This is a genomic window from Ensifer sp. ENS02 (assembly GCF_014851885.1).
In the GTDB taxonomy this organism is placed as follows: domain Bacteria; phylum Pseudomonadota; class Alphaproteobacteria; order Rhizobiales; family Rhizobiaceae; genus Ensifer; species Ensifer adhaerens.
This window is the reverse complement of sequence record NZ_JACVAO010000012.1, coordinates 54,046-76,246: the sequence shown is the minus strand read 5'-3', so window position 1 is coordinate 76,246 and position 22,201 is coordinate 54,046. Positions and strand designations below refer to the sequence as shown.

General features: G+C 64.2%; 19 protein-coding genes. 6 read left to right on the top strand and 13 right to left on the bottom strand.

Annotation, left to right across the window (positions count from 1 at the left end):
* Window positions 1–2 precede the first annotated feature (2 nt).
* The 5 genes from IB262_RS24640 to IB262_RS24620 all read left to right on the top strand — a co-directional run bounded on the left by IB262_RS24640 (window position 3) and on the right by IB262_RS24620 (window position 5,746).
* Window positions 3–857, top strand: a complete 855-nt coding sequence (locus tag IB262_RS24640; protein WP_060644790.1) for an ABC transporter permease — start codon at window positions 3–5, stop codon at window positions 855–857.
* Window positions 854–2,593, top strand: a complete 1,740-nt coding sequence (locus tag IB262_RS24635; protein ID WP_060581040.1) for a hypothetical protein — start codon at window positions 854–856, stop codon at window positions 2,591–2,593. The genes IB262_RS24640 and IB262_RS24635 overlap by 4 nt, the downstream gene beginning before the upstream one ends.
* Window positions 2,594–2,908: 315 nt before the next feature.
* Window positions 2,909–3,583, top strand: coding sequence for a response regulator transcription factor (locus IB262_RS24630; RefSeq protein WP_060521968.1), 675 nt, complete (start codon window positions 2,909–2,911; stop codon window positions 3,581–3,583).
* Window positions 3,580–4,917 (top strand): HAMP domain-containing sensor histidine kinase, encoded by a 1,338-nt coding sequence (locus tag IB262_RS24625; protein WP_060521967.1) that lies wholly within the window; start codon window positions 3,580–3,582, stop codon window positions 4,915–4,917. Before IB262_RS24630 ends, IB262_RS24625 begins: the two co-directional genes overlap by 4 nt.
* Before the next feature lie 202 nt (window positions 4,918–5,119).
* The gene (locus IB262_RS24620) at window positions 5,120–5,746 is read left to right on the top strand and encodes an outer membrane protein (RefSeq protein ID WP_192493935.1); all 627 of its coding nucleotides are present in this window, start codon (window positions 5,120–5,122) and stop codon (window positions 5,744–5,746) included.
* 75 nt (window positions 5,747–5,821) lie between these two features.
* Here IB262_RS24620 and IB262_RS24615 read toward each other — a convergent pair whose 3' ends face one another.
* From IB262_RS24615 to IB262_RS24580, 8 genes are all read right to left on the bottom strand, one after another.
* The gene (locus IB262_RS24615) at window positions 5,822–7,351 is read right to left on the bottom strand and encodes an FGGY-family carbohydrate kinase (protein ID WP_192493934.1); all 1,530 of its coding nucleotides are present in this window, start codon (window positions 7,349–7,351) and stop codon (window positions 5,822–5,824) included.
* A 119-nt stretch (window positions 7,352–7,470) separates the two neighbouring features.
* Window positions 7,471–8,289 (bottom strand): aldolase, encoded by an 819-nt coding sequence (locus IB262_RS24610; RefSeq protein ID WP_180316482.1) that lies wholly within the window; start codon window positions 8,287–8,289, stop codon window positions 7,471–7,473.
* Window positions 8,286–10,034, bottom strand: coding sequence for a glycerol-3-phosphate dehydrogenase/oxidase (locus IB262_RS24605; RefSeq protein ID WP_192493933.1), 1,749 nt, complete (start codon window positions 10,032–10,034; stop codon window positions 8,286–8,288). Before IB262_RS24605 ends, IB262_RS24610 begins: the two co-directional genes overlap by 4 nt.
* A gap of 12 nt (window positions 10,035–10,046) precedes the next feature.
* Window positions 10,047–11,042 (bottom strand): aldo/keto reductase, encoded by a 996-nt coding sequence (locus tag IB262_RS24600; RefSeq protein ID WP_034805599.1) that lies wholly within the window; start codon window positions 11,040–11,042, stop codon window positions 10,047–10,049.
* Window positions 11,039–12,049, bottom strand: coding sequence for a sugar-binding transcriptional regulator (locus IB262_RS24595; RefSeq protein ID WP_034805596.1), 1,011 nt, complete (start codon window positions 12,047–12,049; stop codon window positions 11,039–11,041). The genes IB262_RS24600 and IB262_RS24595 overlap by 4 nt, the downstream gene beginning before the upstream one ends.
* 2 nt (window positions 12,050–12,051) lie before the next feature.
* Window positions 12,052–13,041, bottom strand: a complete 990-nt coding sequence (locus IB262_RS24590) for an ABC transporter permease (protein ID WP_060521961.1) — start codon at window positions 13,039–13,041, stop codon at window positions 12,052–12,054.
* A 28-nt stretch (window positions 13,042–13,069) separates the two neighbouring features.
* Window positions 13,070–14,611, bottom strand: a complete 1,542-nt coding sequence (locus IB262_RS24585; protein ID WP_192493932.1) for a sugar ABC transporter ATP-binding protein — start codon at window positions 14,609–14,611, stop codon at window positions 13,070–13,072.
* Window positions 14,612–14,670: 59 nt separating this feature from the next.
* Window positions 14,671–15,699, bottom strand: coding sequence for a substrate-binding domain-containing protein (locus tag IB262_RS24580; RefSeq protein ID WP_034805587.1), 1,029 nt, complete (start codon window positions 15,697–15,699; stop codon window positions 14,671–14,673).
* A gap of 235 nt (window positions 15,700–15,934) precedes the next feature.
* Here IB262_RS24580 and IB262_RS24575 point away from each other — a divergent pair, with 235 nt between their 5' ends.
* Window positions 15,935–16,921 carry a substrate-binding domain-containing protein gene (locus IB262_RS24575; RefSeq protein WP_060521959.1) on the top strand — a complete coding sequence of 329 codons (987 nt, stop codon included), beginning with the start codon at window positions 15,935–15,937 and terminating at the stop codon, window positions 16,919–16,921.
* A 64-nt stretch (window positions 16,922–16,985) separates the two neighbouring features.
* Here IB262_RS24575 and IB262_RS24570 read toward each other — a convergent pair whose 3' ends face one another.
* The 5 genes from IB262_RS24570 to IB262_RS24550 form a co-directional block, all read right to left on the bottom strand.
* Entirely contained in the window at window positions 16,986–18,251 is a 1,266-nt protein-coding gene (locus IB262_RS24570; RefSeq protein ID WP_192493931.1) for an ABC transporter substrate-binding protein, read from the bottom strand.
* Between the two features lie 24 nt (window positions 18,252–18,275).
* Window positions 18,276–19,109 carry a carbohydrate ABC transporter permease gene (locus IB262_RS24565; RefSeq protein ID WP_060581050.1) on the bottom strand — a complete coding sequence of 278 codons (834 nt, stop codon included), beginning with the start codon at window positions 19,107–19,109 and terminating at the stop codon, window positions 18,276–18,278.
* Window positions 19,106–20,068: a sugar ABC transporter permease gene (locus IB262_RS24560; RefSeq protein ID WP_083523550.1), complete on the bottom strand. Its 963-nt coding sequence runs from the start codon at window positions 20,066–20,068 to the stop codon at window positions 19,106–19,108. The genes IB262_RS24565 and IB262_RS24560 overlap by 4 nt, the downstream gene beginning before the upstream one ends.
* 106 nt (window positions 20,069–20,174) lie before the next feature.
* Window positions 20,175–21,341 carry an ABC transporter ATP-binding protein gene (locus IB262_RS24555; protein ID WP_060581051.1) on the bottom strand — a complete coding sequence of 389 codons (1,167 nt, stop codon included), beginning with the start codon at window positions 21,339–21,341 and terminating at the stop codon, window positions 20,175–20,177.
* Window positions 21,338–22,180: a metallophosphoesterase gene (locus tag IB262_RS24550; protein WP_060581052.1), complete on the bottom strand. Its 843-nt coding sequence runs from the start codon at window positions 22,178–22,180 to the stop codon at window positions 21,338–21,340. The genes IB262_RS24555 and IB262_RS24550 overlap by 4 nt, the downstream gene beginning before the upstream one ends.
* Window positions 22,181–22,201: the final 21 nt, after the last annotated feature.

Genomic DNA, 22,201 nt, shown 5'->3' with positions numbered 1-22,201 from the left:
CGATGTCGTCAAAGGCTTCCAGCACCCGCTTCGCCCGCTTCCGCAACCTCGAATTCATCCTCGGAGCGCTGCTCACCGGGGGCATCTGCCTCGCCGTTCTCTTCTCTGGCGTGCTCTTTCCCGGCGGCGTCGACAAGATCGACCTGATGGCGCGGCTGACGCCGCCCTTCGTCAATTGGGCCCATCCGCTCGGCACCGACCCGCTTGGCCGCGACGTGCTGGCTCGCGTGGTTGCCGGCGGCAAGATCTCGCTGCTCGTCGGCCTGACGTCGGTTGCCGGCGCCGTCGTCGTCGGCGTGGTCATGGGGCTTGTCTCCGGCTACTATCGCGGCTTCTGGGACATGCTCGTCATGCGCTTTGCCGATGTGCAGCTGGCGCTCCCCTTCATCCTGCTGGCGATCACCTTCATCGCCATCGTCGGCGGCGGGCTCGGCAATACCATCATCCTGCTGATCGTCTCGCAGTGGGTGCAATATGCGCGTCTCGTGCGCGGCTCGGTCCTGTCTCTGCGCGAGCGCGAGTTCATCCAGTCGGCCCGAGCCATCGGCGTTCGCGATTACAGGATCCTGTTCCAGCACCTGTTGCCGAACCTGATCGGCCCGGTGATCGTGCTGATGACGCTCAACGTCGCCAACAACATCCTGCTCGAAAGCAGCCTCACCTTCCTCGGCCTCGGCGTCGATCCGCTGATCCCGAGCTGGGGCGGCATGCTGGCCGACGGCCGCACCTACCTGCAGAACGCCTGGTGGGTCAGCGTCTTCCCGGGCCTTGCGATCCTGCTCACCGTTCTCGGCCTCAATCTTCTCGGCGACTGGCTGCGTGACAGCCTCGACCCAACCGGTAGAACTTCACGATGACGACGATTTTCGAAGGCGCCTTCGAGCGCACCCTCGACACGCTTCTGACCACCTACGGCAAGGAGGCCGCCCGCGGAACCAAGCTCGAAGCCTGGCTGTTCGACGATGCCGCCAGCCGTAAGGCCGCCGAACAGAAACTGGCAAGCTTCGGCGTCAAGGCGGCGCTCAGGAGCGCCTACAAGCCGCTGCTGCATTTCTTCCTGGAAGAAGTGGATCGCGCAGCCCTCGCAAGCGTCGTCGTCCGCTATCCCCAGCATGAGGGCGCGCCTCAGAACCGTTTCCTGCTCGAAGCCTATCCGCTCGCAGCCCTCGTCGGCGATGCCGAGATCCGCTTCGAGGCCGGCAGCGCCAAGGCATTCACCTATGATGTCGCGCTGACCTTCCGTGACGGGCGCCAGGAAAACCACGCCGTATTCGCACCGAACCGCATCCACACCGATTTCATCGGCGAGACGCTTTTGTCGCCGACCGGCTGGATCCGCCTCGACGAGGGCTGCGACAAGCATCGCGAATGCCACCTCGATACCGACTATGAGCGGCTTTTTGCCGGCACGATGCAGGCGATCTCCGATCATGCCTGGGGTGACAGCGAGCCCTATTTCGAAGAGCTCAACATCCGCGTGACCCTGCCGATCACCGACTTCCGCCTGCCCGTCGGCGAGGAAGTCATCAGCCTTCGCGAAGCGCTGCACGAGGACTTCTATTTCTCGCTGCTCGAAGTCTTCCAGAAGAAGTCCGGTCGCCCGCTCGGCGACCGCGGCCTGAAGCCCGGCCAGATCGTGCCGGAGATCGTCTTCGGCGTCGGCAAGCCCACCGTCGTCGTCAAGGCGCGGCCGCTGCAGGCGACGGATGTCGAAGGCGAAACCCTGCCGCTCGACACCGCCGAGGCACCGCTGGCGGTGGCGCAGATCCATGCCGAACTCGCCGCGATCGACGGCCAGCCCTTCGAGGCCAGGTCGCGTGCCGGCCGGCCGGTGAAGGCCCGCTATCACAAGGGAAGCGATGCGCCGGTCATGATCAGCGGCGGACAGCATCCGAACGAGACGACCGGCATCGTCGGCGTGCTCCGCGCCGCCCAGGCGCTCGCCGCCCGCACCGGTAGCCACTTCACCATCTCGCCGCTCGAAAACCCCGACGGCTATGCCGTGCACCAGCGGCTGCGCGTCGACAACCCGCTGCACATGCACCATGCCGCCCGCTACACCGCCCTTGGCGACGATCTCGAATACCGCACCGGTGCAGCACTCAACGAGCGCGAGATCCGTAAGGAGGCCGAGCGGCTGACCGGCGCGCAGCTGCACGTCAACCTGCACGGCTATCCCTCGCATGAGTGGACGCGGCCGCTTTCGGGCTACGTGCCGCGCGGTTTTGCCATGTGGACCCTGCCCAAGGGCTTCTTCCTGATCATGCGCCACCACGCCGAATGGGAAGCGCGCGCCGAACAGCTGATCGCGGAAGTCACCGAGCGGCTTGCGGCCGTTCCGGGCCTGCTCGCCTACAACGACGCCCAGATCGCGCTTTACGAGACGCATGCCGGCGAGACCGGTTTCCGCATCATCAACGGCTTCCCCTGCATGATCTCCGTCGACGACCGCCACACGGCACCGCTGACGCTGATCACCGAGTACCCGGATGAGACAATCTACGGCGATGCCTTCATTGCCGGCCATGAGGCTCAGAAGGAAACGGTGCTTGCGGCCTATGATGCGTTCCAGCGGATCATGGCCGTCGCCTGACCTCCGTCATTTGGCCGGTCCGTGCCGCTGCGTACCCTTGCGCAGCGACACATCGTTTGACGGTCTGCGCCTTGCGCGGCAGCGCCCGCCCGGCGCTGCCGCGCAAGGCGATTTTTGAGGGCTCTTGTCCGATCGCTCGCCCCGCAAATGCGCGGCTATTCTCTCCGTCCCATCCGAATACGGTAAGCCCCGGCCGCTCTGCATTGCCGGGCTCCCGTTCTCGCCGCTAGAAAGGCAGCGAAAGGCCGCAACGTTGTTGCAATCCTCGTCCACCAGACGTGAACGAGACACGCCTATCGGATTCGGAGATATTCAATGCGCCTGCTCCTTGTCGAGGATGAGCTGGAAATGGCGGCAGCACTCAGTGCCGCACTCAGCCGCTATGACATGATCCTCGACCATGCACCGTCGATCGACCATGCGATGGCGGCGCTGGCCAACCAGGTTCACGACGGCATCATCCTCGACCGGCAACTGCCCGACGGCGATGGCCTGTCGCTGATCCCGCGGGTGCGTGCGCTACGATCGGGAATCCCGGTAATCGTGCTGACGGCGCGCAGCGCCATCGACGAACGGGTCAGGGGGCTCGACATGGGCGCCGACGACTATCTCGCCAAGCCGTTCGCCGTGGAGGAATTGCTGGCGCGCATCCGTGCCCTGATGCGACGTTCACCTGATATTGCGCCGATCACCGCCCGCATCGGCCAGCTGATCTTCGATTTCGAGGGCAGGCAGGCTCGTGTCGACGGCCGGGTGCTGGACCTGCCGCGGCGGGAGCTGCTGGTGCTGGAGGCTTTGGCGCGCCGGCAGGGGCGCACGGTGCAGCGTTCGACTCTGGAGGAATCCGTCTATGGCTATGACGACGAGATCCAGTCCAATTCTCTCGACGCGCATGTTTCGCGGTTGCGCCGCAAGCTCTCGGAAACCGGTGCCGGCGTTGAAATTCACAGCATCCGCGGCGTCGGCTACCTCCTGAGACCCTCTCCATGACGAACGCTTCCACCAACTCGCTGAAGAAGCGCCTGATCTGGCAGATCCTGACCTTTCAGGTGCTGCTGCTGATGGCGGTCATCGCCGGCTTCATGGCCTTGCTGACGCGCGCCGATCTCGGCGGCAAGTTCCTCGACGCCGACGCCGCGTCGATCGCGGCCGGGGCAATCCGGCCGGATCCCGCCGGTGGACTGACGCTGGTGGAGACGCCGCAACTGCTTGCAATGCGGGCCGAGTCCGCCGATTTCTGGTTCGTCGCACGCAACGAACGCGGTGACATGATCCGCAGCGGACCGGTGCCGGACGCCTATCGCAGCATCGGCGAGCACCTCGACCGCATCGCCTTTGGCGATATGCGTGACAGCATCGAGCCCTATACCCTCTCGTCGATCGTGCGCTCGGTGACCACGGACAACGGCACCTATACGGTGCTTGCCGGTGGAGGGCGGCTCTGGAGCGCGTCCTTCGCGGTGTTCATCCTGGCAAACCTTCTGCTTTTGCCGATCGTCTTGATCGTGGTGCTGATCCCGGCCTTCGCGATCCCGATCATCGTAAGGCGCGCCTTTGCCGGTCTTGCCGAAGTGGTCGACCAGGCAAAGACGATCGATGTCGAGCGCCGCGGTGCCCGGCTGCCCGATCATCGCATCCCCGGCGAAGTGCGACCGCTCGTTGAGGCGTTCAACGGCGCACTGCAGCGGCTCGATGAGGGGTACGAGCGCCGCCAGCGCTTTATCCTCGATGCTGCACACGAGCTTCGAACCCCAGTTGCGATCCTGCACACGCGCCTGGAAAGCATGGAGGCCGGCCCGCTCAGGAACCGCCTGCTGATCGATTCCAATCGCATTGCCGGCCTTGCCGAACAGTTGCTCGATCTCGAACGCATCGATCGCGACGGCACGGATTTCGGGCAGCTCGACCTGGTTTCGCTCTGCCGCGACGTGACGGCCGACCTCGCCCCGCTTGCGCTTTCGGCCGGCTGCGACCTTTCCTTCGCTCCGGGCACGGAGCGCGTCGTCGTGCGCGGCGATACCGGCGCGATCGAGCGGGCGGTCACCAACCTCGTGCGCAACGCCATCGAACACGCCGGCGGCCTGATCACGATCCGGGTGGAGCGCGGCGGCGTGATCGAGGTCACCGACGAAGGTCCCGGCATTCCGGAACGGGAACGGGCCCGGATCTTCGAGCCCTTCCATCGCCTGCAGCCGCGGGACCATGGCGCCGGCCTCGGCTTGCATCTGGTCAGCGAGATCATCGGCCGCCACAAGGGTCACATCTCGGTGGTCGATGATCCCAAGGGCGGCGCCTGCTTCCGCATCACCTTGCCTGCCGGCTAGGATTTTCCTCAGTCGGCGTATGGTTAACAGATAACTAACAACAAAATCAGCAACTTAGACAAGTTGCGCAATGTTGGTGCAATTCGTGGGGCCGACAAAGGCCGTGTACCGTCCAAACATCGCCATCCCACCCCAAAGGTGAAGCGCGCATGGGTGGACGCAAGCGCCATCAAGGCGCGTTTCCTATGCACGGAGCAAGAAAATGCGGCAGTCCAGCAAGTTTTCCATCTGGTCGGGTCTTACCCTTCTCGCCCTCTGCGTCGCACAGCCATCCCAGTCGGCTGATTTCTCCGCCCCCACCTATCAGGACCCGCCGGCCTTCAGCTGGAGCGGCGCCTATGTCGGTGCCCATGGCGGCCTTGGCTTTACCGGCAGCCCCAACCCGTTCGCCGACCGCAATGGCGTCGCGCTCGGCGTTCAGGCCGGCTACAACATGCAGGCCGGCCCCGGCATCGTCGGGGCGGAAATCGAAGGCTCCTATCTCGGCGACACCGAGCACAAGGTCAACGGCGGCAAGCTCAAGGAGAAATGGCGCGGCGCCATCAAGGCGAAGGCGGGTCTCACCTTCGACCAGACGCTCGTCTACGGCACGGCCGGTTACGCCATGACCAGCTACAAGAAGGGCGGCGACGTGCGTAACGACGTCGGCTTCAAGGGCGGCTACCTGCTCGGCGCCGGCGTGGAACAGGCCTTTGCCGGCGGCCTCTCCGCCAAGCTCGAATACAACTACATCACCACGCCAGATGTCCGCACCCACACGAGCTCAGGCTCCAGCGAGAAAGACATCAACAGCCACGTCATCAAGGCCGGCATCAACATGCGTTTCTGACGGGTCAGACGGTTTGCGGCGGCGCTGCAACGTTCCTCCCAGCAGCGCCCCGACAGACCGATGCCCCTGCCCTGATCACTCCGCCGCTTCCCGCGCCGATCGCTCGGGCGTTGCAAGCCGGCGCCAGATCGGCGCCATGGCAGCGGCGATCTCGCCGTAAAGCGCAAAGCGCCTGTCATAATGCGCGGCAAGTGCAGGGTTTGGACGGTAGTGGCGTTCGGTCTTGACCATCGCCGCAGCACCGGCGGAGATATCGGCGAAAAGGCCGATGCCGGCGCCAGCCGTAATCGCGGCGCCGAGCGCACCGGTCTCGCGTGAACGGGCGACCGTCACCGGCACGTCAAGCACGTCGGCGAAGATCTGCGGCCAGATCAGGCTGCGCGATCCGCCACCCGAAAGCACCGCCTCCTCGAAGCGAGCTCCAGCCGCGCGCAACGCCGCGATATGCTGGCGATGGCCGAAGGCGACGCCTTCAAGCACCGCGCGGACCAGATGACCCTTGCCGTGCCAGCCGGCGACGCCGTAGAAGCCAGCGCGCGCGTTGCCGTCCTGCTGAGCGCCATAGAGAAACGGATGGTAGAGCGGGTCATCAGAGGCCGGCGTGACCTCGGCTGCCAGCTGGCAGCAGAGATCGAAGGGCGACCGGCCATCCTTGCCGTCGTGCGGGAAGAGCTCGCGCACCAGCCATTCCAGATTGGCCGCCGACGTGGCACTCGCCTCGATCGCCATGTAGCGCTTGCGATCGAAGGTCGAGGACATGAAGAGCGGACGTGAGAGATCAGGCTGGTCGATGATCACCTGGTTGATGCTCCAGGTGCCGGCGATGATCGAGGCAGCACCGGTGCGGGTGACGCCCGAGCCGATTGCCGAAGCGACCACGTCGAAGAGCCCACCGACAACGGGTGTGCCGGCAGCCAGACCCGTCTGCGCCGCCGCTTCCTCGGTAACGCGTCCGACGATATCGGCGCTTTCGGCGAGATCGGGCAGCAGGTCCATGTCTTCGCCGAGGCCATAGGCCTTCATTAATGCCGCATCGTAACGCCTTCCGGCGACATCGAGCAGGCCCGCGCCGCTCATGTCCGAGACGTCGCTGACGCGTGCGCCGGTCAGGCGATTGATGACGAAGTCCTTGCAGAGAAACACCGTGCCGATTTTTTCAAACTGGTGAGGCCGATGGCGCTTCAGCCAGGCAAGCAGGGTCGGCGTTTGTGATGGCCAGGGCTTCTGCCCGGCGATCGGATAGGTTCGCTCGCCGACGCCTGCGGCCTGCCACTCCTCGGCGAGGCCGGCGGCGCGAGTGTCGAGCGACTGGATGCCGACAAGCGGTTCTCCGTCTCGATCGAGCGCGTAGAGACCGTTGCCGTGCCCGGCGCAACCGATCGCCGCGATCTCGCTGGCATCGATGCCGGCGCGCTCGATGCAGGCGCGGATCACCACCTTGGCATGGCTCCACAGTTCGCCAAGCCCGCGCTCGACATGGCCGGGCATCGGCACATGGCTGTGCCCTTCTTCCGCGGCCATCGCGATCTCGTTGCCGTCACGATCGAAAAGTACCGTCTTGATCACAGTGTTCCCGGCGTCGATCCCGAGCAGATACTTACCCATTGCCGAACCCCTCCCCAAGGTCCTTAATCCATTTGCCGGAACGCCACCGGTGTCCTCATAGCGGCAGCGTTCCTCTTGCGCCGGAGCATCGCTGGTGAAGCGGTTCCGGCTGAGCGATTTCAACCGCGCTGGTAGAGCGCGTAGGCTTCTTCGCCGCTTACATCCTCATGGATGATCGCCATCAGGCCGCGCACAACGGCGCTCGGATTGGCGTGCTGGTAGATGTTGCGCCCATAGACCATGCCCATTGCGCCCTGACGCATCAAGGCCGCCGACTTGTCGAAGACGTTGCGCAAGTCCTCCTTGCCGCCGCCACGCACGAGAACGGGGCAGCGCGCCGCCTCGACGACCCGGTGGAAATCCTCGGCATTGGTGGTCGGGTCCGCCTTGACGATGTCAGCGCCCATCTCGCGCGCAAGCCTGGTCAGCGTCACGATCTTCTCGGCGTCGCCATCGACCATGTAGCCGCCGTGCTCGGTCACCGGCTGCATCACCAAGGGCTCGATCATCAACGGCATGCCGTACTTGTCGCAATCGGCCCGCACGCGCGAGATGTTGGCGACGCATTGGCGGAAGAGATCGGGCTCGTCCGGCAGCATGAAGAGGTTGACGACGACGCAGGCCGCGTCCATCGCCAGCGCGCCGATCAACGGTTCGGCCTCGTTCTGCAACACGGCCCACATGTGCCGGTGGCGGATGCGGTTATAGGGGTTGCCCATGTCGAGACGCATGACCAACGCCGGCTTGTCCTTGCCCGGCACCTCCTGCAACAGATCCGCCTGGCCAAAATTCATCTGGATCGCATCCGGTGCGGCCGCGACCAGCGCCTTGACCACGGCTGACATGTCTTCAAGACCATTGAGGAAGGAGGGTTCGTTGCAGACGCCATGATCGATCGCGACGTCGAGGCAACGTCCACCGCCGAACAGACGGTTCATCCGGACCTTGCTGTTGTTTCGCATAATGCACTCCTTTGTTCGTTCCGTATGGATAGGGTTTCCTCGTCGACGCCATGGCGCTCGACGAGAAGGGCAAGAAATCGCTTACGCTCGACCGCGACACGCGGCGGCAACCATTGCTTTTCGATGGCAAGCAAGGCGAGCACCGCATCCACCATGTCGAGCGAGAGCTCGCCGGTGATTGCAAGCGTCGTGCGGCGCAGCAGCAGGTCCTCGATATGTTCGACGGCTTCGCTGCGGATCAGGTATTGCAGCTCGCGCGCGGAGTAATCCGGATGCGGCAAGGCATGGTCAGCGCCGGCGGCGATGAGATCGGCAACGTCTCGCGCGCCCGTTCCATAGCGGACGAAAAGCACTTGCATGCGCTCCCGCGAAAGCCCGGTGGCTGCCGCAACATCATCGACCCATCGGTCGCGATCGGAGGGATAGTCTTGCCCGCCACCGATGGCACGTTCTCCGGTGCTGACATGGCGCTGTTTTGCGAGCCGTTCCAGGGTGAGGTCGGCCGCCATTTCGCCGAAGGAGCGGAACGTCGTCCATTTGCCGCCGATCATGCAGAGCACCGGCGGACCGCCCTCAACACCCTCCACGAAGGTGCAGAAATGGTCGCGCGGGATGCGACCGGTGAAGCTGTCCTGGCTCGCCGGCAGCGGCCGTACGCCCGAGAACTGGAACACCACCTCTTCCGGCCTGATCCGGATGTCTGGCAGGACGAAGGCGAGCGACTGCAGGATGTAGTCGCGCTCGTCGGCTTCGCAGCGCACGGTTTCGGGATCATCGACACGAATGTCCGTCGAGCCCACCAGCACCTTGCCGAGATAGGGAAAGAGGATGCAGATGCGGCCATCCTCGTTCTCGTAGTAGATCATGTGGCCGTTAAGCGCGTCCATGAGTTGGGCATTGTCGATGATCAGATGCGAGCCCTTGGTGCCGCCCATCAACGGGGCCGGCTTCGACGTTGCGGGAAACAGTGCGCCGTTGGCGATATCGATCCAGCCGCCGGTGGCGTTGATGATGATGCCGGGCTCGATCGCAGCGACCGCGCCGGTGACATCGTCCTTCAGTTCGTAGCGTCCGGGTGCGGCCAGCGTCAGTTCGGCGTAGTTCAGCGCCTGCGCGTGAGAACCGGCGGCAAGCCCGTCCTTCAACAGCTCGATTCCGAGACGTTCCGGCTGGCTGACCCAGGCGTCGTAATAGGTCGCGGAACTCTTGATGTCGGGATTGAGCGCCGGCCAGCGTGCAAGCGTCGTGCGCCGCCCGCGGAAGGCATGCTTCGGCATCAGCGCCCGCTTGCGCGTCAGGAAATCATAGATGCCAAGGCCCATCTTGACAGCGACGGCGCCACGGCGGCTTGGCCGCCGCGTCAATCCCAGGAAGCGAACCGCGCCATTGGCAAGACCCGAGAAGATGTCGAAGATCGGCACGGTCGTGGGCAGCGGCGCCACGTAATGCGGCGCGTTCTTCAGCAGCCGATCGCGTTCGACCAGCGATTCCCTGACCAGGCTGAACTCGCCATTTTCGAGATAGCGAAGACCGCCATGCACCATGCGTGACAGCGCCGCACTCGCGCCCGAACAGTAGTCGTGCTTCTCGACGAGCAGCACGTTCACCCCTTGCAGCGCCAGTTCACGAAAGACGCTGAGGCCGTTGATGCCGCCGCCGAGGACGCACACGTCCACCTTCGGGCTCTTGGCGAGCCCGTTGAAAATCTCTTCCCGGTTCATGATGGCAGTCCGTTAGCTGTCCATGTTGACGAGCGTCGCCGCGATGGCCGCGTCGATCCCCGCGAGATCATCGTGATCGAGCCGGATCGTCCCGGCCCTTGCATTGTCGAGCGCTTGCGCCGGATTGCGTGCGCCGCAGAGCGCGAAAGTCACGCCCTCCTGGCAGAGCGTCCAGGCAATGACGATCTGGGCGATTGTCGCGCCATGCTTTTCTGCGACCGGCTGGATGGCCTTGGCAAAGGCCGCGACCTTTTCGCGGTTGCCGACCGAGAAGCGCGGATTGTCGCGCCGCTGGTCGTCGCCTGAAAACACCCGTTCCGGCCCGATGCCGCCGGAGAGAAGCCCGAGCGCCAACGACGAGTAGCTGAGCGTGGCGACGCCGTTGCGCCGCGTCAGCGGCAAAAGCTCCGCCTCGATCTCGCGATCGATCATGCTGAAGCGTTCCTGGATCGCGTCGAGCCCGCCGATCGCGATGTACTGTTCAAGGTCGCTACGGCCGACATTGCTGGCGCCGATCGCCCGGATCTTGCCCGCCTGGCGCAGCTCTTCGAGCGCGGCCATGGTCTCCTCGATCGGCGTCGTCGGGTCCTGCCAATGGGTGATGTAGAGGTCGATGTAATCGGTGTCGAGCCGCTTCAGGCTCTGCTCGACCTCGTGATGGATCGCATCTCGGCCGAGGTAGCGGTGCACCGGCTTGCCGTCCTGGTCGAAGAAGTGCTTGCCCTTGTCCGTATGCCAGACGAGCCCGCACTTGGTGGCGATGATTGCCTTGTCGCGGCGGCCGGCCAAAGCCTTGCCGACGATCTCTTCCGAGCGGCCGAGGCCATAGGCCGGCGCCGTATCGATCAGCGTCACACCGGCGTCGAGCGAAGCCTGGATCGCGGCAATCGACTCCCGCTCGTCCGTGCCGCCCCACATCCAGCCGCCGATCGCCCAGGTGCCGAGCCCGACGGCCGAAGCCTTCACGCCCGATCGGCCGATCTCCCGCATCAATTGATCCCCGCTCATGCCAGAAGTCCCTTTTCGCTTGCCATGGCGAGCACGCGCTCGCCGGTCGCCTCGTCCGTCACCAGCGTGTCGAGGTGGTGTCCCCGCATGACGCTGAGGATCGGTCCGGCCTTGTTCGGTCCACTTGCCACGCCGATCTTCGTCGGGATCGAGGCGAACTCCTCGAGCGTCAGTGACACCAGCGAACGGTTGAGGCTGTAGTCACAGACACGTCCCTCATCATCGAGCAGATGGGCGAGAAGTTCGCAGCTTGCGCCAGAGCGCTCGATTGCCGCTCGGTCCGTGCTCGAAGACGGATGCAGGTCGTAGTAGCTCGAATCGTCCGAAAGGATCGAACCGATGCCGACCACCGCCACCTTCGCTTCGCGCGCCCTCCCGAAGACATCTGCCACCGAGCGCATGTTGATCAGCATCGCCCGCTCGGCGGCACTGTCGGCGAAGAGCGGCGCGTGGATCTGGAAAGACCGCCCGCCGAGCCTGTCGGCCATCATCGTCGAGACGTGGTTCACATCCGTATAGTGCTTGCCCTGGACGCAGCCGGTGCCGGGGATAACCTCGACATCGAAGCGGCGCGGCGCCTGCAGCCCCGCGACGACGGCACTGACACCCTTGCCGCCGGTGATGCAGATCGTGTCGCCATCGCCGATCTCCTCGAGCAGCAGCCGGGCTGCCGCCTCGCCGACCGCCTGGAGTGCGGTCTGCTGATTGTCGGAAACGGTCGGCACGACGATCGCCCGGCGGATGCCGCCGATCGCAAGCAACTGCTCTTCCATGTCGACCAAGGGCTCGATCGGCGACTTGATCTTGATCTCTACCAGGCCAAGCTGACGGCCGCGCTTGATCAGCCGGTTAACGGTCGGCTGCGAGATGCCGAGCCGATCGGCGATCTGCGACTGGGTCAGTCCTTCGAGGAAATGCAGGACGAGCGCCTGGTGCATCTGCCGCGCGACGACGAGTTCTTCTCGCGCACTTGAGGCCTGGGACAAAATGGGTTTGGCAATCGGCATGGTCAGGCTGCCTTCCGCTTGTGCAGCAGGTGGTCGATGGAAACGGCAGCCAAGAGAATGCACCCCTTGATCATGTCCTGCCAATAGACGGAGACGTCGAGCAGGATCAACGAGCTGGTGACGACCGAGAGAAGAGCGATACCGAGGATGGCGCCGAGGATGGTGCCCGAGCCGCCGTTGAGCGAGGCGCCGCCGATGACCGCCGCAGCGATGATGTTGAGCTCCATACCGACCCCGAAGGTGGGCGTCGCGGCGCCGAAGCGCGACATGTAGATGACGCCGGCGACGCCTGCGAGCGTCGAGCAAAGCACCGTCACCCAGAACTTCACCTGCTTGGTCTTGATGCCCGAATAGAGCGCCGCCTTCTCGTTGCTGCCGGTATAGAAAACCTTGCGGAAGGCGGTCGCCCGGCGCAGCAGGAAGTCGAAGAGCACGACGACGGCGACGAAGATCAGGATGACATAGGGCACGCCGTGGAAGGTGCCCTGCCCGACCGCCTTGAACGACGCCGGCAGCGTGAAGAGCGACAGCGGCGTGCCCTTGGTGATGACGAGGCAGAGGCCGCGCACGATCACCATCGCCGCCAGCGACGTGATGAAATGATTGAGCCCGACGACGGTGACGAAGAAGCCCATGATCATGCCGATCATGCTGCTGGCGAGGATGCCGACCAGCGAGGCCGTCCAGGGATCGACACCGGCGAGAAACAGCGAACCGGCCAGCACCATGGCAAAGCAGACGACCGAGCCGACAGCGAGGTCGATGCCGCCGACAATGAGCAGGATCGTCATGCCGACGACGACGATGCCTTCGACCGAGAAGCTCATCAGCATGGCGCGCATGTTGCCGAAGGTGAGAAAATGCGGCGAGGCAAAGCTCATGATGATACCGAGCGCCAGGATGATCGCGATCAGCCCCGCCTCACGCATCGTGCCGATGCGTTTCCAGGCGGGCGCCTGCGCATGCGTTGCAACCATCGTATCAACAGCCATTTCCGCCTCCCCGGCTCTATCAGTTCTTTCAGGCGACATGATCCACCATCCGGCCAGCCTCGGCCGTTTGCGTCACCCCTGAGGCCAGGCGGATCACCGCCTCCTCGCTCATTTCTCTGTCGTCAAGCTCGCCGGCGATCGCGCCTTCGCGCACGACCAGAACCCGGTCGCAAAGCCCGAGCAGCTCCGGCAGTTCCGACGAGATCACGACAATGCCGATGCCGGTTTCTGCAAGCTCGCGCAGCAGCCGGTGGATTTCGGATTTGGCGCCGACATCGATGCCGCGCGTCGGCTCGTCCATCAGGATCACTTGCGGGCGAACGGCGAGCTGCTTGGCAATCGCCACCTTCTGCTGGTTGCCGCCCGAGAGCGACGAGACCGGCATATCGATGCCGCCCATGCGCACGCCGAGCCGGCGGACGAAATCGCGGGCGAGATCGGCCTCGGCCCTGGAATTCAGCAATCCGAGCGGCCCGGTCAGCGTCTTCAGATCAAGCACCGAAATATTCTGCGCGATCGACAGGTCGACGAAGACGCCGGAGCCCTTGCGATCCTCCGAGAGATAGACGATGCCGGCATCGACCGCGTCGCGGTAGTTGCCGATGCGCTGCAGCTTTCCGCGCAGCGTAATGTCGCCCTTCGACTTGGCCCTCAGACCGCAGATCGCTTCGGCGATCTCGGTACGACCGGAGCCGATCAAACCGCCGATTCCAAGAATTTCGCCCCGCTTCAGATCGAAGGAGACGGTGTCGATGCGGTCGCCATCGCTCAAGCCACGCACAGAGAGAATGGTCTCGTCCGTCCGCGCCTCCGGCGCCTGCTTTTGCGGATAGAGCTGGCTGATCTCGCGGCCGACCATGCGGCGTACGACATCGTCAGCAGTCACGTCGGCGATCTTCTCGGTGACCACATGGCGGCCATCACGAAACACAGTGACGCGGTCGCAGAGCGAAAAAATCTCGGCCATGCGGTGGCTGATATAGATGATCGATATGCCCGCGGCCTTCAGGTCGCGGATGATGGCGAACAGCGCCTGCGCTTCGGCTTCCGTCAGCGCCGCGGTCGGCTCATCGAGGATCAGTACGCGGCAGTCGAGCGTCAGCGCCTTGGCAATCTCGACCAGCTGCTGGCTGGAAATGGCGAGGTCGGCGACCTTGCGCCGGACGTCGATCGGCGCCAGCCGGTTCATCACTACCTGGGCTTCGCGTTCGAGCGCGCCGTAATTCATCAGCGGCGAGCGCCGGCGGTTGGTGGCCGCCATGAACATGTTTTCCGCCACCGTCGCATCCGGGCAGAGCGCGATTTCCTGGTGGACGAGGCCGATGCCGAGCGTCTGGGCGGTCGCCGGCGAGGCGATTTTCACGGGCGCTCCATCCACCAGCACCTCGCCGTCATTCGGCTGAAGCACACCGGCAATGATGTTCATCAGCGTGGATTTGCCTGCGCCGTTTTCGCCGCAGAGTGCGTGGATCTCTCCCCGCTCAAGGCGAAAATCCACCTCCGTCAGCGCCTTCACCGCACCGAAATGCTTGGTGACGCGCCGGACCTCCAGAACCGGTTGTGCTGTCATGCTGTCCTCCACCCGCAGTCCTGGCTGCCCGGAAACGACCGGGCAGCCAATTCACGATCTTACTCGTCGATGCCCTTGGTGCCACGACGCTTCAGGTACTTGTCCCAGTAGAAGTCATCGGCATTTTCGGCGGTAACGATCGAAAGGCCGTTGTCGACGAAGGGGATGCTCATCGGGTTGAAGCCGGAACGCTTGGCGTCGTTCATCGGGTCGATCAGTTCCGGGTGCTTGGCCATCCACAGGAGCATGAAGCCCATATAGCCCTGCATGCCCTGGTTCGGGTTGATCGAACCGAAGACTTCGCCGGCCTTGATCATGTCGAGGATGTTGGCGTTGACGTCGGCGCACATGACGAGGACCTTGCCGCCGCTTTCCTTGCTGGCCTGGGCCGCACCGATCGCGGAGTTAGCTTCCGGCATGAACACGGCGCCGAGGTTCGGATTGGCCTGGATGAGGCTCATCAGACCCTGATAGGCCTTGTTCGGATCCTGGTTCGAGGCGGCGCGACCGACGAGTTTCATGTCGGGCCACTTCTCGGCCATGCGATTGACGAAGGCGGTAATGCGCTTGTCGTGGTTGTCCTGGCCGGGGTTTTCAAGAACGGCATATTCGCCCTTGCCGCCCATCTTCTCGGCGATCGCGTCGGCGGCATAGATGCCTTCGCGGGTGTTGTCCGAGGTGATGAAGGAGACGCGCTTCGACAGCGGCGAGTCCGCAGCGAAGGTGACGACTGCCGTGCCCTGATCGATCGCCCGGTTGATCGGCTCGATGAACGGATCGGAGTTCATCGGGTGCACCAGGATGCCGGCCGGGTTCTGGGCAAGCGCCTGGTCGAAAGTGGCGATCTGCTTGTTGACGTCATATTCCGGCGTGCCGGTATATTCGGTCTCGCAGCCGAACTGCTGGCCGGCCTGCTTGAACATTTCATAGACCGGGAACCAGTATTCGACGCCGGATACCATGACGTTCATGACGTATTTTTCGCCGGGCTGGCAGCGAAACGGGTTCGCCGTTTCGGCGCTTGCCGAACCTGCCCAAAACGAAGCTGCAATGACCGCCAGAGCGGTCGTGCTGAGAAATTTGCGCACGCGTCCTCCTCGAGGCCGAAGCCCCTCCCAAAAACCGATAGGGCCGTTTGTTTGCGGCCGCTGAATGTATGAGTTCGCCGGAACTCCTCCTCGACTTCCGACGATTGCGATTTAAGCCGCGGACTCAGCTTCTGTCAATATAATTCACAGCATGAATAATAATTCACGCGCGACGTGGAAAACCTCGGGTCCGGGCCTTCAATCAGCTGTCACGCAGACCCGTTAGAGCGCGATCATGGTTACCCTGCAACAGATCGCCTTTCATGCCGGCTGCTCGCTGGCAACCGTATCGCGGGCGCTCAAGGGCGAAGGTCCCGTCAGCGACGAGATGGTGCGTCGCGTGCGCCGGGCGGCGGCCGAACTCGGCTACCGGCCGTCGCCGGCCACGGGACGCGCCACCAACCGCAGCCAGCCCGTCGTCGGCGTGCTGGTGCCAAGCGTCACCAACCCGGTGTTTGCCGCCTCGCTCGGCGGCATCCAGCACCGTTTGCAGGCGGCGAACCATGGCGTGCTGATCGCCCAATCCAATTATGATCCCGCACTCGAGGCGCGCGCCGTGCGCTCGCTGCTCGAACAGCGGCCGACCGGTCTGATCCTGACGCTCTGCGACGCCAAGACCAGCGAGGCGCTTTCGGCGGCGCTGCCGCCGACGGTGCTTCTCAACAACCGGCCGGTCGCACGTTTCGCTGCCGCCGTCACCGTCGACAATTACCGGGCCGGTTTCGATCTCACCCGCCACATCCTCGACCACGGTCACCGCCGCATCCTCGTCGTCTCCGGCCACTTCCGTTCATCCGACCGGGCGCGCCTGCGCTATGACGGCTATTTGGCCGCTATGCAGGAAGCCGGCGCCCGGCCGATGGAGGCGGTCGAGATCCCCTTCGTCGACGGCTATGAAAACCTCGACCTCGCGACGGTTCTTGCGCAGCACCGCCCGACCGCAATCATTGCTTCCAACGATCTGCTGGCGCTCGGCGTGATAGCAGCGCTGCGGCGTGAAGGCCTTTCCGTGCCTGACGATGTCTCCGTCGCCGGCTTCGACGGCATCGCGCTTGGCCGGCTGATGACGCCAACACTCACCACCATCTCGATGCCCGACGGCGACATGGGGCTCGCAGCGGCGGCGCTGCTGCTCGATATGGCCGAGAATGCGTCGGGCTGCCGCCATCTCAATCTCGACTGCCGACTCTACGCAGGCGGGACTGTTCGCCACCTCGCGTGAGCAAACACGAAAACACCGCCTCGAAGTTTCCTTCGGGGCGGCGTCGATCGATTTGGTTACAGGATCAGCTGCGCGGCAGCAGGCTTTCGACTTCGGCCGCGGCCTCGTCCAGCGCTTCCTTCGGCGAGGCCTGCTGCTCGACGATGCGCGACAGGTTCTCGACGATCGTCTGCGTCACCTTCACCCCGTTGCTACCGGGGAAGGCATACCAGGGGCGCATCAGCGCCATCTGCTCGAGACCAGCGCGGAACAGCGGGTTTTCCTTGTAGAAGTTGGCGAGATACTCAGACGACTTGGCGGCCAGCTCGTTGTTCGGCACATAGCCGGTGCCGGGAACGACAACCGAGGCGCCATAGGGGCCGGCTGCGAACTTCGCGAACTTCCAGGCGGCTTCCTGCTTTTCGGCGTCGCGCGTCAGGATAACGACGGCGTTGCCGCCGGTCGGCAGCTTGCCCTTTGCCGGGTCGATGAGCGGGATATGGGCAGTGCGCAGCTCGAACTTGTCGCCGACATTCTTGATGGTGTTGCGCAGCGCACCCGTCGTCTGGAAGGCGAAACCGACCTTGCCGGCAACGAAGGCCTGCTCGCCGGCCTGCTTGGTCAAAACCGGCAGACCGCCTTCCTTGACCATGCGGTCGAGCACTTCGACGGCCTTCTCACCTTCGGGACCGTTGAAGGCAACCTTGCTTTCGTCTTCGCTCAGCATCTCGCCGCCGGCGCCGAAGAGCAGCGCGGAGAACATCCAGTCATCGCCCTGCCAGCGGAAATCGATGCCCTCGTTGCCGTCGCCAAGCGCCTTGATCTTGCCGCCGAGCGCAATGACCTCGTCCCAGGTCTTCGGCGGGTTTTCCGGGTCGCCGCCGGCTTTGCGCACGAGATCGGCGTTGTAATACATGATCGGGTTGGAGGTGGCGAAGGCAAGGCCCACCTGCTTGCCGCCCACCTGGGCGAGCTTCAGGATGTTTTCGGAAAAGCCCTGCTCGGCCATGTTGCCGTCCTTGGCGATGAACGGGCCGAGATCAACGGGGACGTCGCGCTCGTTGACCATGCGCAGGCGGTTGAGGCCGATGAAGGTGAGATCGGGCATCTCGGCCGTTCCGGCCTGACGCATGATCGTCTGGATGCCTTCCTCATAAGTCGCCGACGGATTGGCGAAGGTGATCTTGATATCCGGGTTTTCTTCCATGAACTTCTTCGAGATCGTATCCATCACGTCCTTGAAGAAGCCGGGCATCGGATAATGCACCGTCAGCTGGGTCTCGGCGTCGGCGGGGGCTGCGAGCATCAGCGATGCGGCAGCCGCGGTGAAAAGCTGTCTCAGATGTGTCATGGGTTGCGCTCCAGGTTGGACCGTTCAGCCTTTGAGACCGGTCATGGTGATGCCCTCGACAAAACGCTTCTGCGCCAGCAAAAACGCGGTCACGAGGGGAAGGGTGATGATGAGGGTCGCGGCCATCAGCGCGCCGTAGTCGTCGCCGGCTTCCGCGGCGCGGAAGTAGAGAAGGCCGAGTGGCGGGGTCGCATAGTCCTGGTTGGTGACGACGATCAGCGGCCAGAAGAGATCGTTCCAGTGGGCGACGACGGAGAAGATTGCAAAGGCGGTGATCGCCGGCCAGGCGTTTGGCACGATGACGCGCGCGACGATGCCGGCTTCAGACATACCGTCGAGGCGTGCCGCATGGATCAGATCGTCGGGCATGGCGCGGAAAAACTGCAGGAAGAGGAAGATCGCGAACACCGAGATCGAGAACGGCGCCACTAGCGCTGCGTAGCTGTTCAGCACCGACAACCTGTCGAAGGCCACGTAAATGGGCAGCGCGGTTGCGTGGATCGGTACCAGGAGGCCGAGCATGACCAGCACCATCATGGTGCGGGCCGCCCGAAACTTCAGCTTCGCCATGGCATAGGCGCAAGGGATGGCGACGACGATCTGGATGACGAAGATCAGCGCGCAGACGACAACGCCGTTGAAGAGCAGGGTCGTCATCGAGACGCGCGACAGCGCCTTGGAAAAGTTCTCGACATAGGACCACTGCTCAGGGATCAGCGACAGCGACGAGGAGAAGATCTCGCTCTGAGCCTTGCCGGCGGTCGAGACCATGAAGATGTAGGGCGCGAGGAAGATGAGCGCGCCAAACGAGAGAACGGCGAGGCGAATGAGGCGGGTGACGGAGATGGTGTTGGTCATGCGTAGTGCACCTTCCGGTCGAGCACGCGGTACTGCAGGAACATCAGGACGACGAGGATGGCGAGGAAGACGACGGTCATGGCCGAGGCATAGCCGACGCGCAGATAGACGAAGCCCTCCTGGTAGATGGTGAAGAGCAGCACCTCCGACGCCTTGTTCGGACCGCCCTCGGTCAGCGTCTTCACCGTCTCGAACACCTTAACCGAGTTGATGATGCTGATGGTGGTGACGAACAGCGTCGTCGGCCCGAGCATCGGCCAGGTCACCAGCCGGAAACGATCGAACCAGGTCTTGGCGCCGTCGACTTCGGCTGCGGCATAGAGCTCGCGCGGGATGGCGGTGAGACCGGCGAGGAACAGCACCATGTTGAAGCCGACCGACTGCCAGATGCCGATGATCGACAGGCCGTAGAGCACCGTGCCGGAGGCGCCGAGCCAGTTGGGGCCGGCAATGCCGAAAACGGCCAAGAAGGTGTTGATCGGGCCGATGGTTGGGTGAAACAGGAATTGCCAGACCGTCGCCATGGCGACGAGCAGCGAGGCCACCGGCAGGAAATAGACCGTGCGGAAGAACGCCCGGCCCTTGGTTTCCGCCTCGATCAGCATGGCGATCGCCAGCGCCAGCACGATCGAAACCGGCGTGACGATCGCGGTGTAGATGGTGGTATTCCAGAGCGAGCGCCGGAAGGTGCGGTCGCTGAAGAGTTCGGCATAGTTCTCGAAGCCGACAAAGCGGAAGCTGCCGTAGCCGAGCTCGAAATCGGTGAAACCGAGAACGATCACCGCCGCGGTCGGTAAAAGGATGAAGAGGACGAGCAGCGTGATGGCCGGCAGCGCTAACAGCCAGGCAATGCGGGCCTCGCGGCGATCGGGATCGGTGGCCGCGGCACCGATCGCCGTCTGGGTCCGCAGCCGCTGCGCCGGCTGGGCACCGTCTCGCAGAGATGAATGCTGAGGCATTGCCTCCAGCCGATCTCCCCCCTTGTGGGGGAGATGCCCGGCAGGGCAGAGGGCGGTATCCACGCAATCCGCCGCCCCTGCCGCCGTATCCCGATTGGAACCCGCCTTAGCCATGGATCTTCTCCAGCGTCGCGGCGATAGCGACCCGCTCGGCCGGCAGCCGGGTGCCCTCGCCGTCGAACAGCATCGCCCGTTCCGGCATGAACTCGACGTCAACGGGCTGACCGATCGCGAGCGCCGCGGCCTCGGCAGGTGCTGACTTGGCAGTGACCACCTCGCCGATCGCATCGAGGCGGGCATGGACGATCACCTCAGAGCCGAGGAACTCCATACGCTCGACCCGCGCGCTCAATCGGCCGGCGCTTGCCGCATGGAAGCGCACGAATTCCGGGCGGATTGCGAGCTTCACTGAAGCATCCGGCGCCTGTCCGCGGCTTGCCAGAAGCACCAGATCGCCGAAGCGCACGATGCTCGCCGTATCCGTGCGGGTCTCCAGCACGTTGATCTTCGGCTGGCCGAGGAAGCGTGCGACCTCGATATGGGAGGGGTTGTCGTAGATCTCCTTCGGGGTCGCCAGTTGCAAGAGATTGCCGCCGATCATCACTGCCACTCGATCCGCCATCGACAGCGCTTCCGACTGGTCGTGGGTGACATAGAGCGTCGGCACGCCGGCGCGGCGGTGGAGATCGACGATCTCGCCGCGGGCGTGGACGCGCAGGTTGGCATCAAGATTGGAGAGCGGCTCGTCCATCAGGAAGACGGCCGGGCGGCGCACCATGGCGCGGGCGAGCGCCACGCGCTGGCGCTGGCCGCCGGACATCTGGCCGGGCTTGCGGTCGAGCAGGTGATCGATCTTCAGCGCCAGCGCCATTTCCTTGACCTGGCGCTGGATATCGCTGCGGATCTGCTTCTGCCCCGGCATCAGATTGCCGATCACAGGCAGGCGCTGCGCCGCTGTCAGCCGCCGCATCGCAAGCGGCACGGCGATGTTCTCGCCCGCCGTCAGGTGCGGATAGAGGGCATAGGACTGGAAGACCATCGCGACATTGCGATCGGCCGCGGCCATGCGCGCGACACTGCGGCCGCCGATGACGATCTCGCCGCCGTCGCCATGATCGAGACCGGCGACGATGCGCAACAGCGTGCTCTTGCCGCAGCCGGAAGGACCAACGAGCGCGATGAACTCACCCGCCTCCGCCTGCAGGCTAACCCCCTTCAGGATCGCGTTGCCGCCATAGGACTTGGTGATACCCTCTAGCGAAAGCACGCTCATTGCGCGGCCTCCACACGGACCGTCTTCTTGGCCGCCAGCGGGTAGACCTCTTCGACGATCGGATCGAGCAGGTGGCTGGTCAGTCCCGGCACCGCGATGATCTCGCTTTTGACGTTGACGTCGCTAAACTCGTGTACGACGGCGCCGACCAGCCGCTCGCCCGGCATCGGCCGTTCCAGCGTATCAATGATGAAGGAGGTCGGCGGCGCCCAGACGAGCGACGTCCCGGCGTGCTTGCCCGTCCAGGCCCAGTGCAGGTGGCCGCTTGCATGCAGCGCCACCTCGGCTTCGGCGAAAAGATCAAACAGGCGTTGGCGCTGGCGCGGACGGATGCCCCAGTAGCCGGTGTCGCCTTCGCCCGGATCGTCGACGAAGAGCGGCTTGTGGGCAAAGACGGCCACCCGGCGGCCGTCGCGGCTGAGCAACTGTTCCTCCAGCCAATTAAACTGCCTGTCTTCTTCTTCGTCCTCGAAGCCGATCAGCAGGCTGTTGAGGCCGAGCAGCCGCCAGTCGCCATGGTCGCGGCCCCAGTAGTCCGGACCGGCGAGCCGGCGCCAGCGGGCAAGCCGAACCGGATCCACCGGCTGGTGCGAACCCGGCAGATGGCCGACATCGTGATTGCCGGGAACGATCAGCACCGGCATCGAGAGCTGGCCGATCAGATCGAGCGAGAAGGTGATGTCGTCCTCGTGGTCGGCACCATCGATGGTGACGTCGCCGGTGTGGATGACGAGATCGGGTTTTACCGCCTCGATCCAGGCGCGAACCGGTTCCCAATTGCCATTGAAGTGGCTTTTGGCGGGGCTGAGATGGGTGTCGCTGATCTGGACGATTTTCATGGAAACGGGCCTCCGACGATG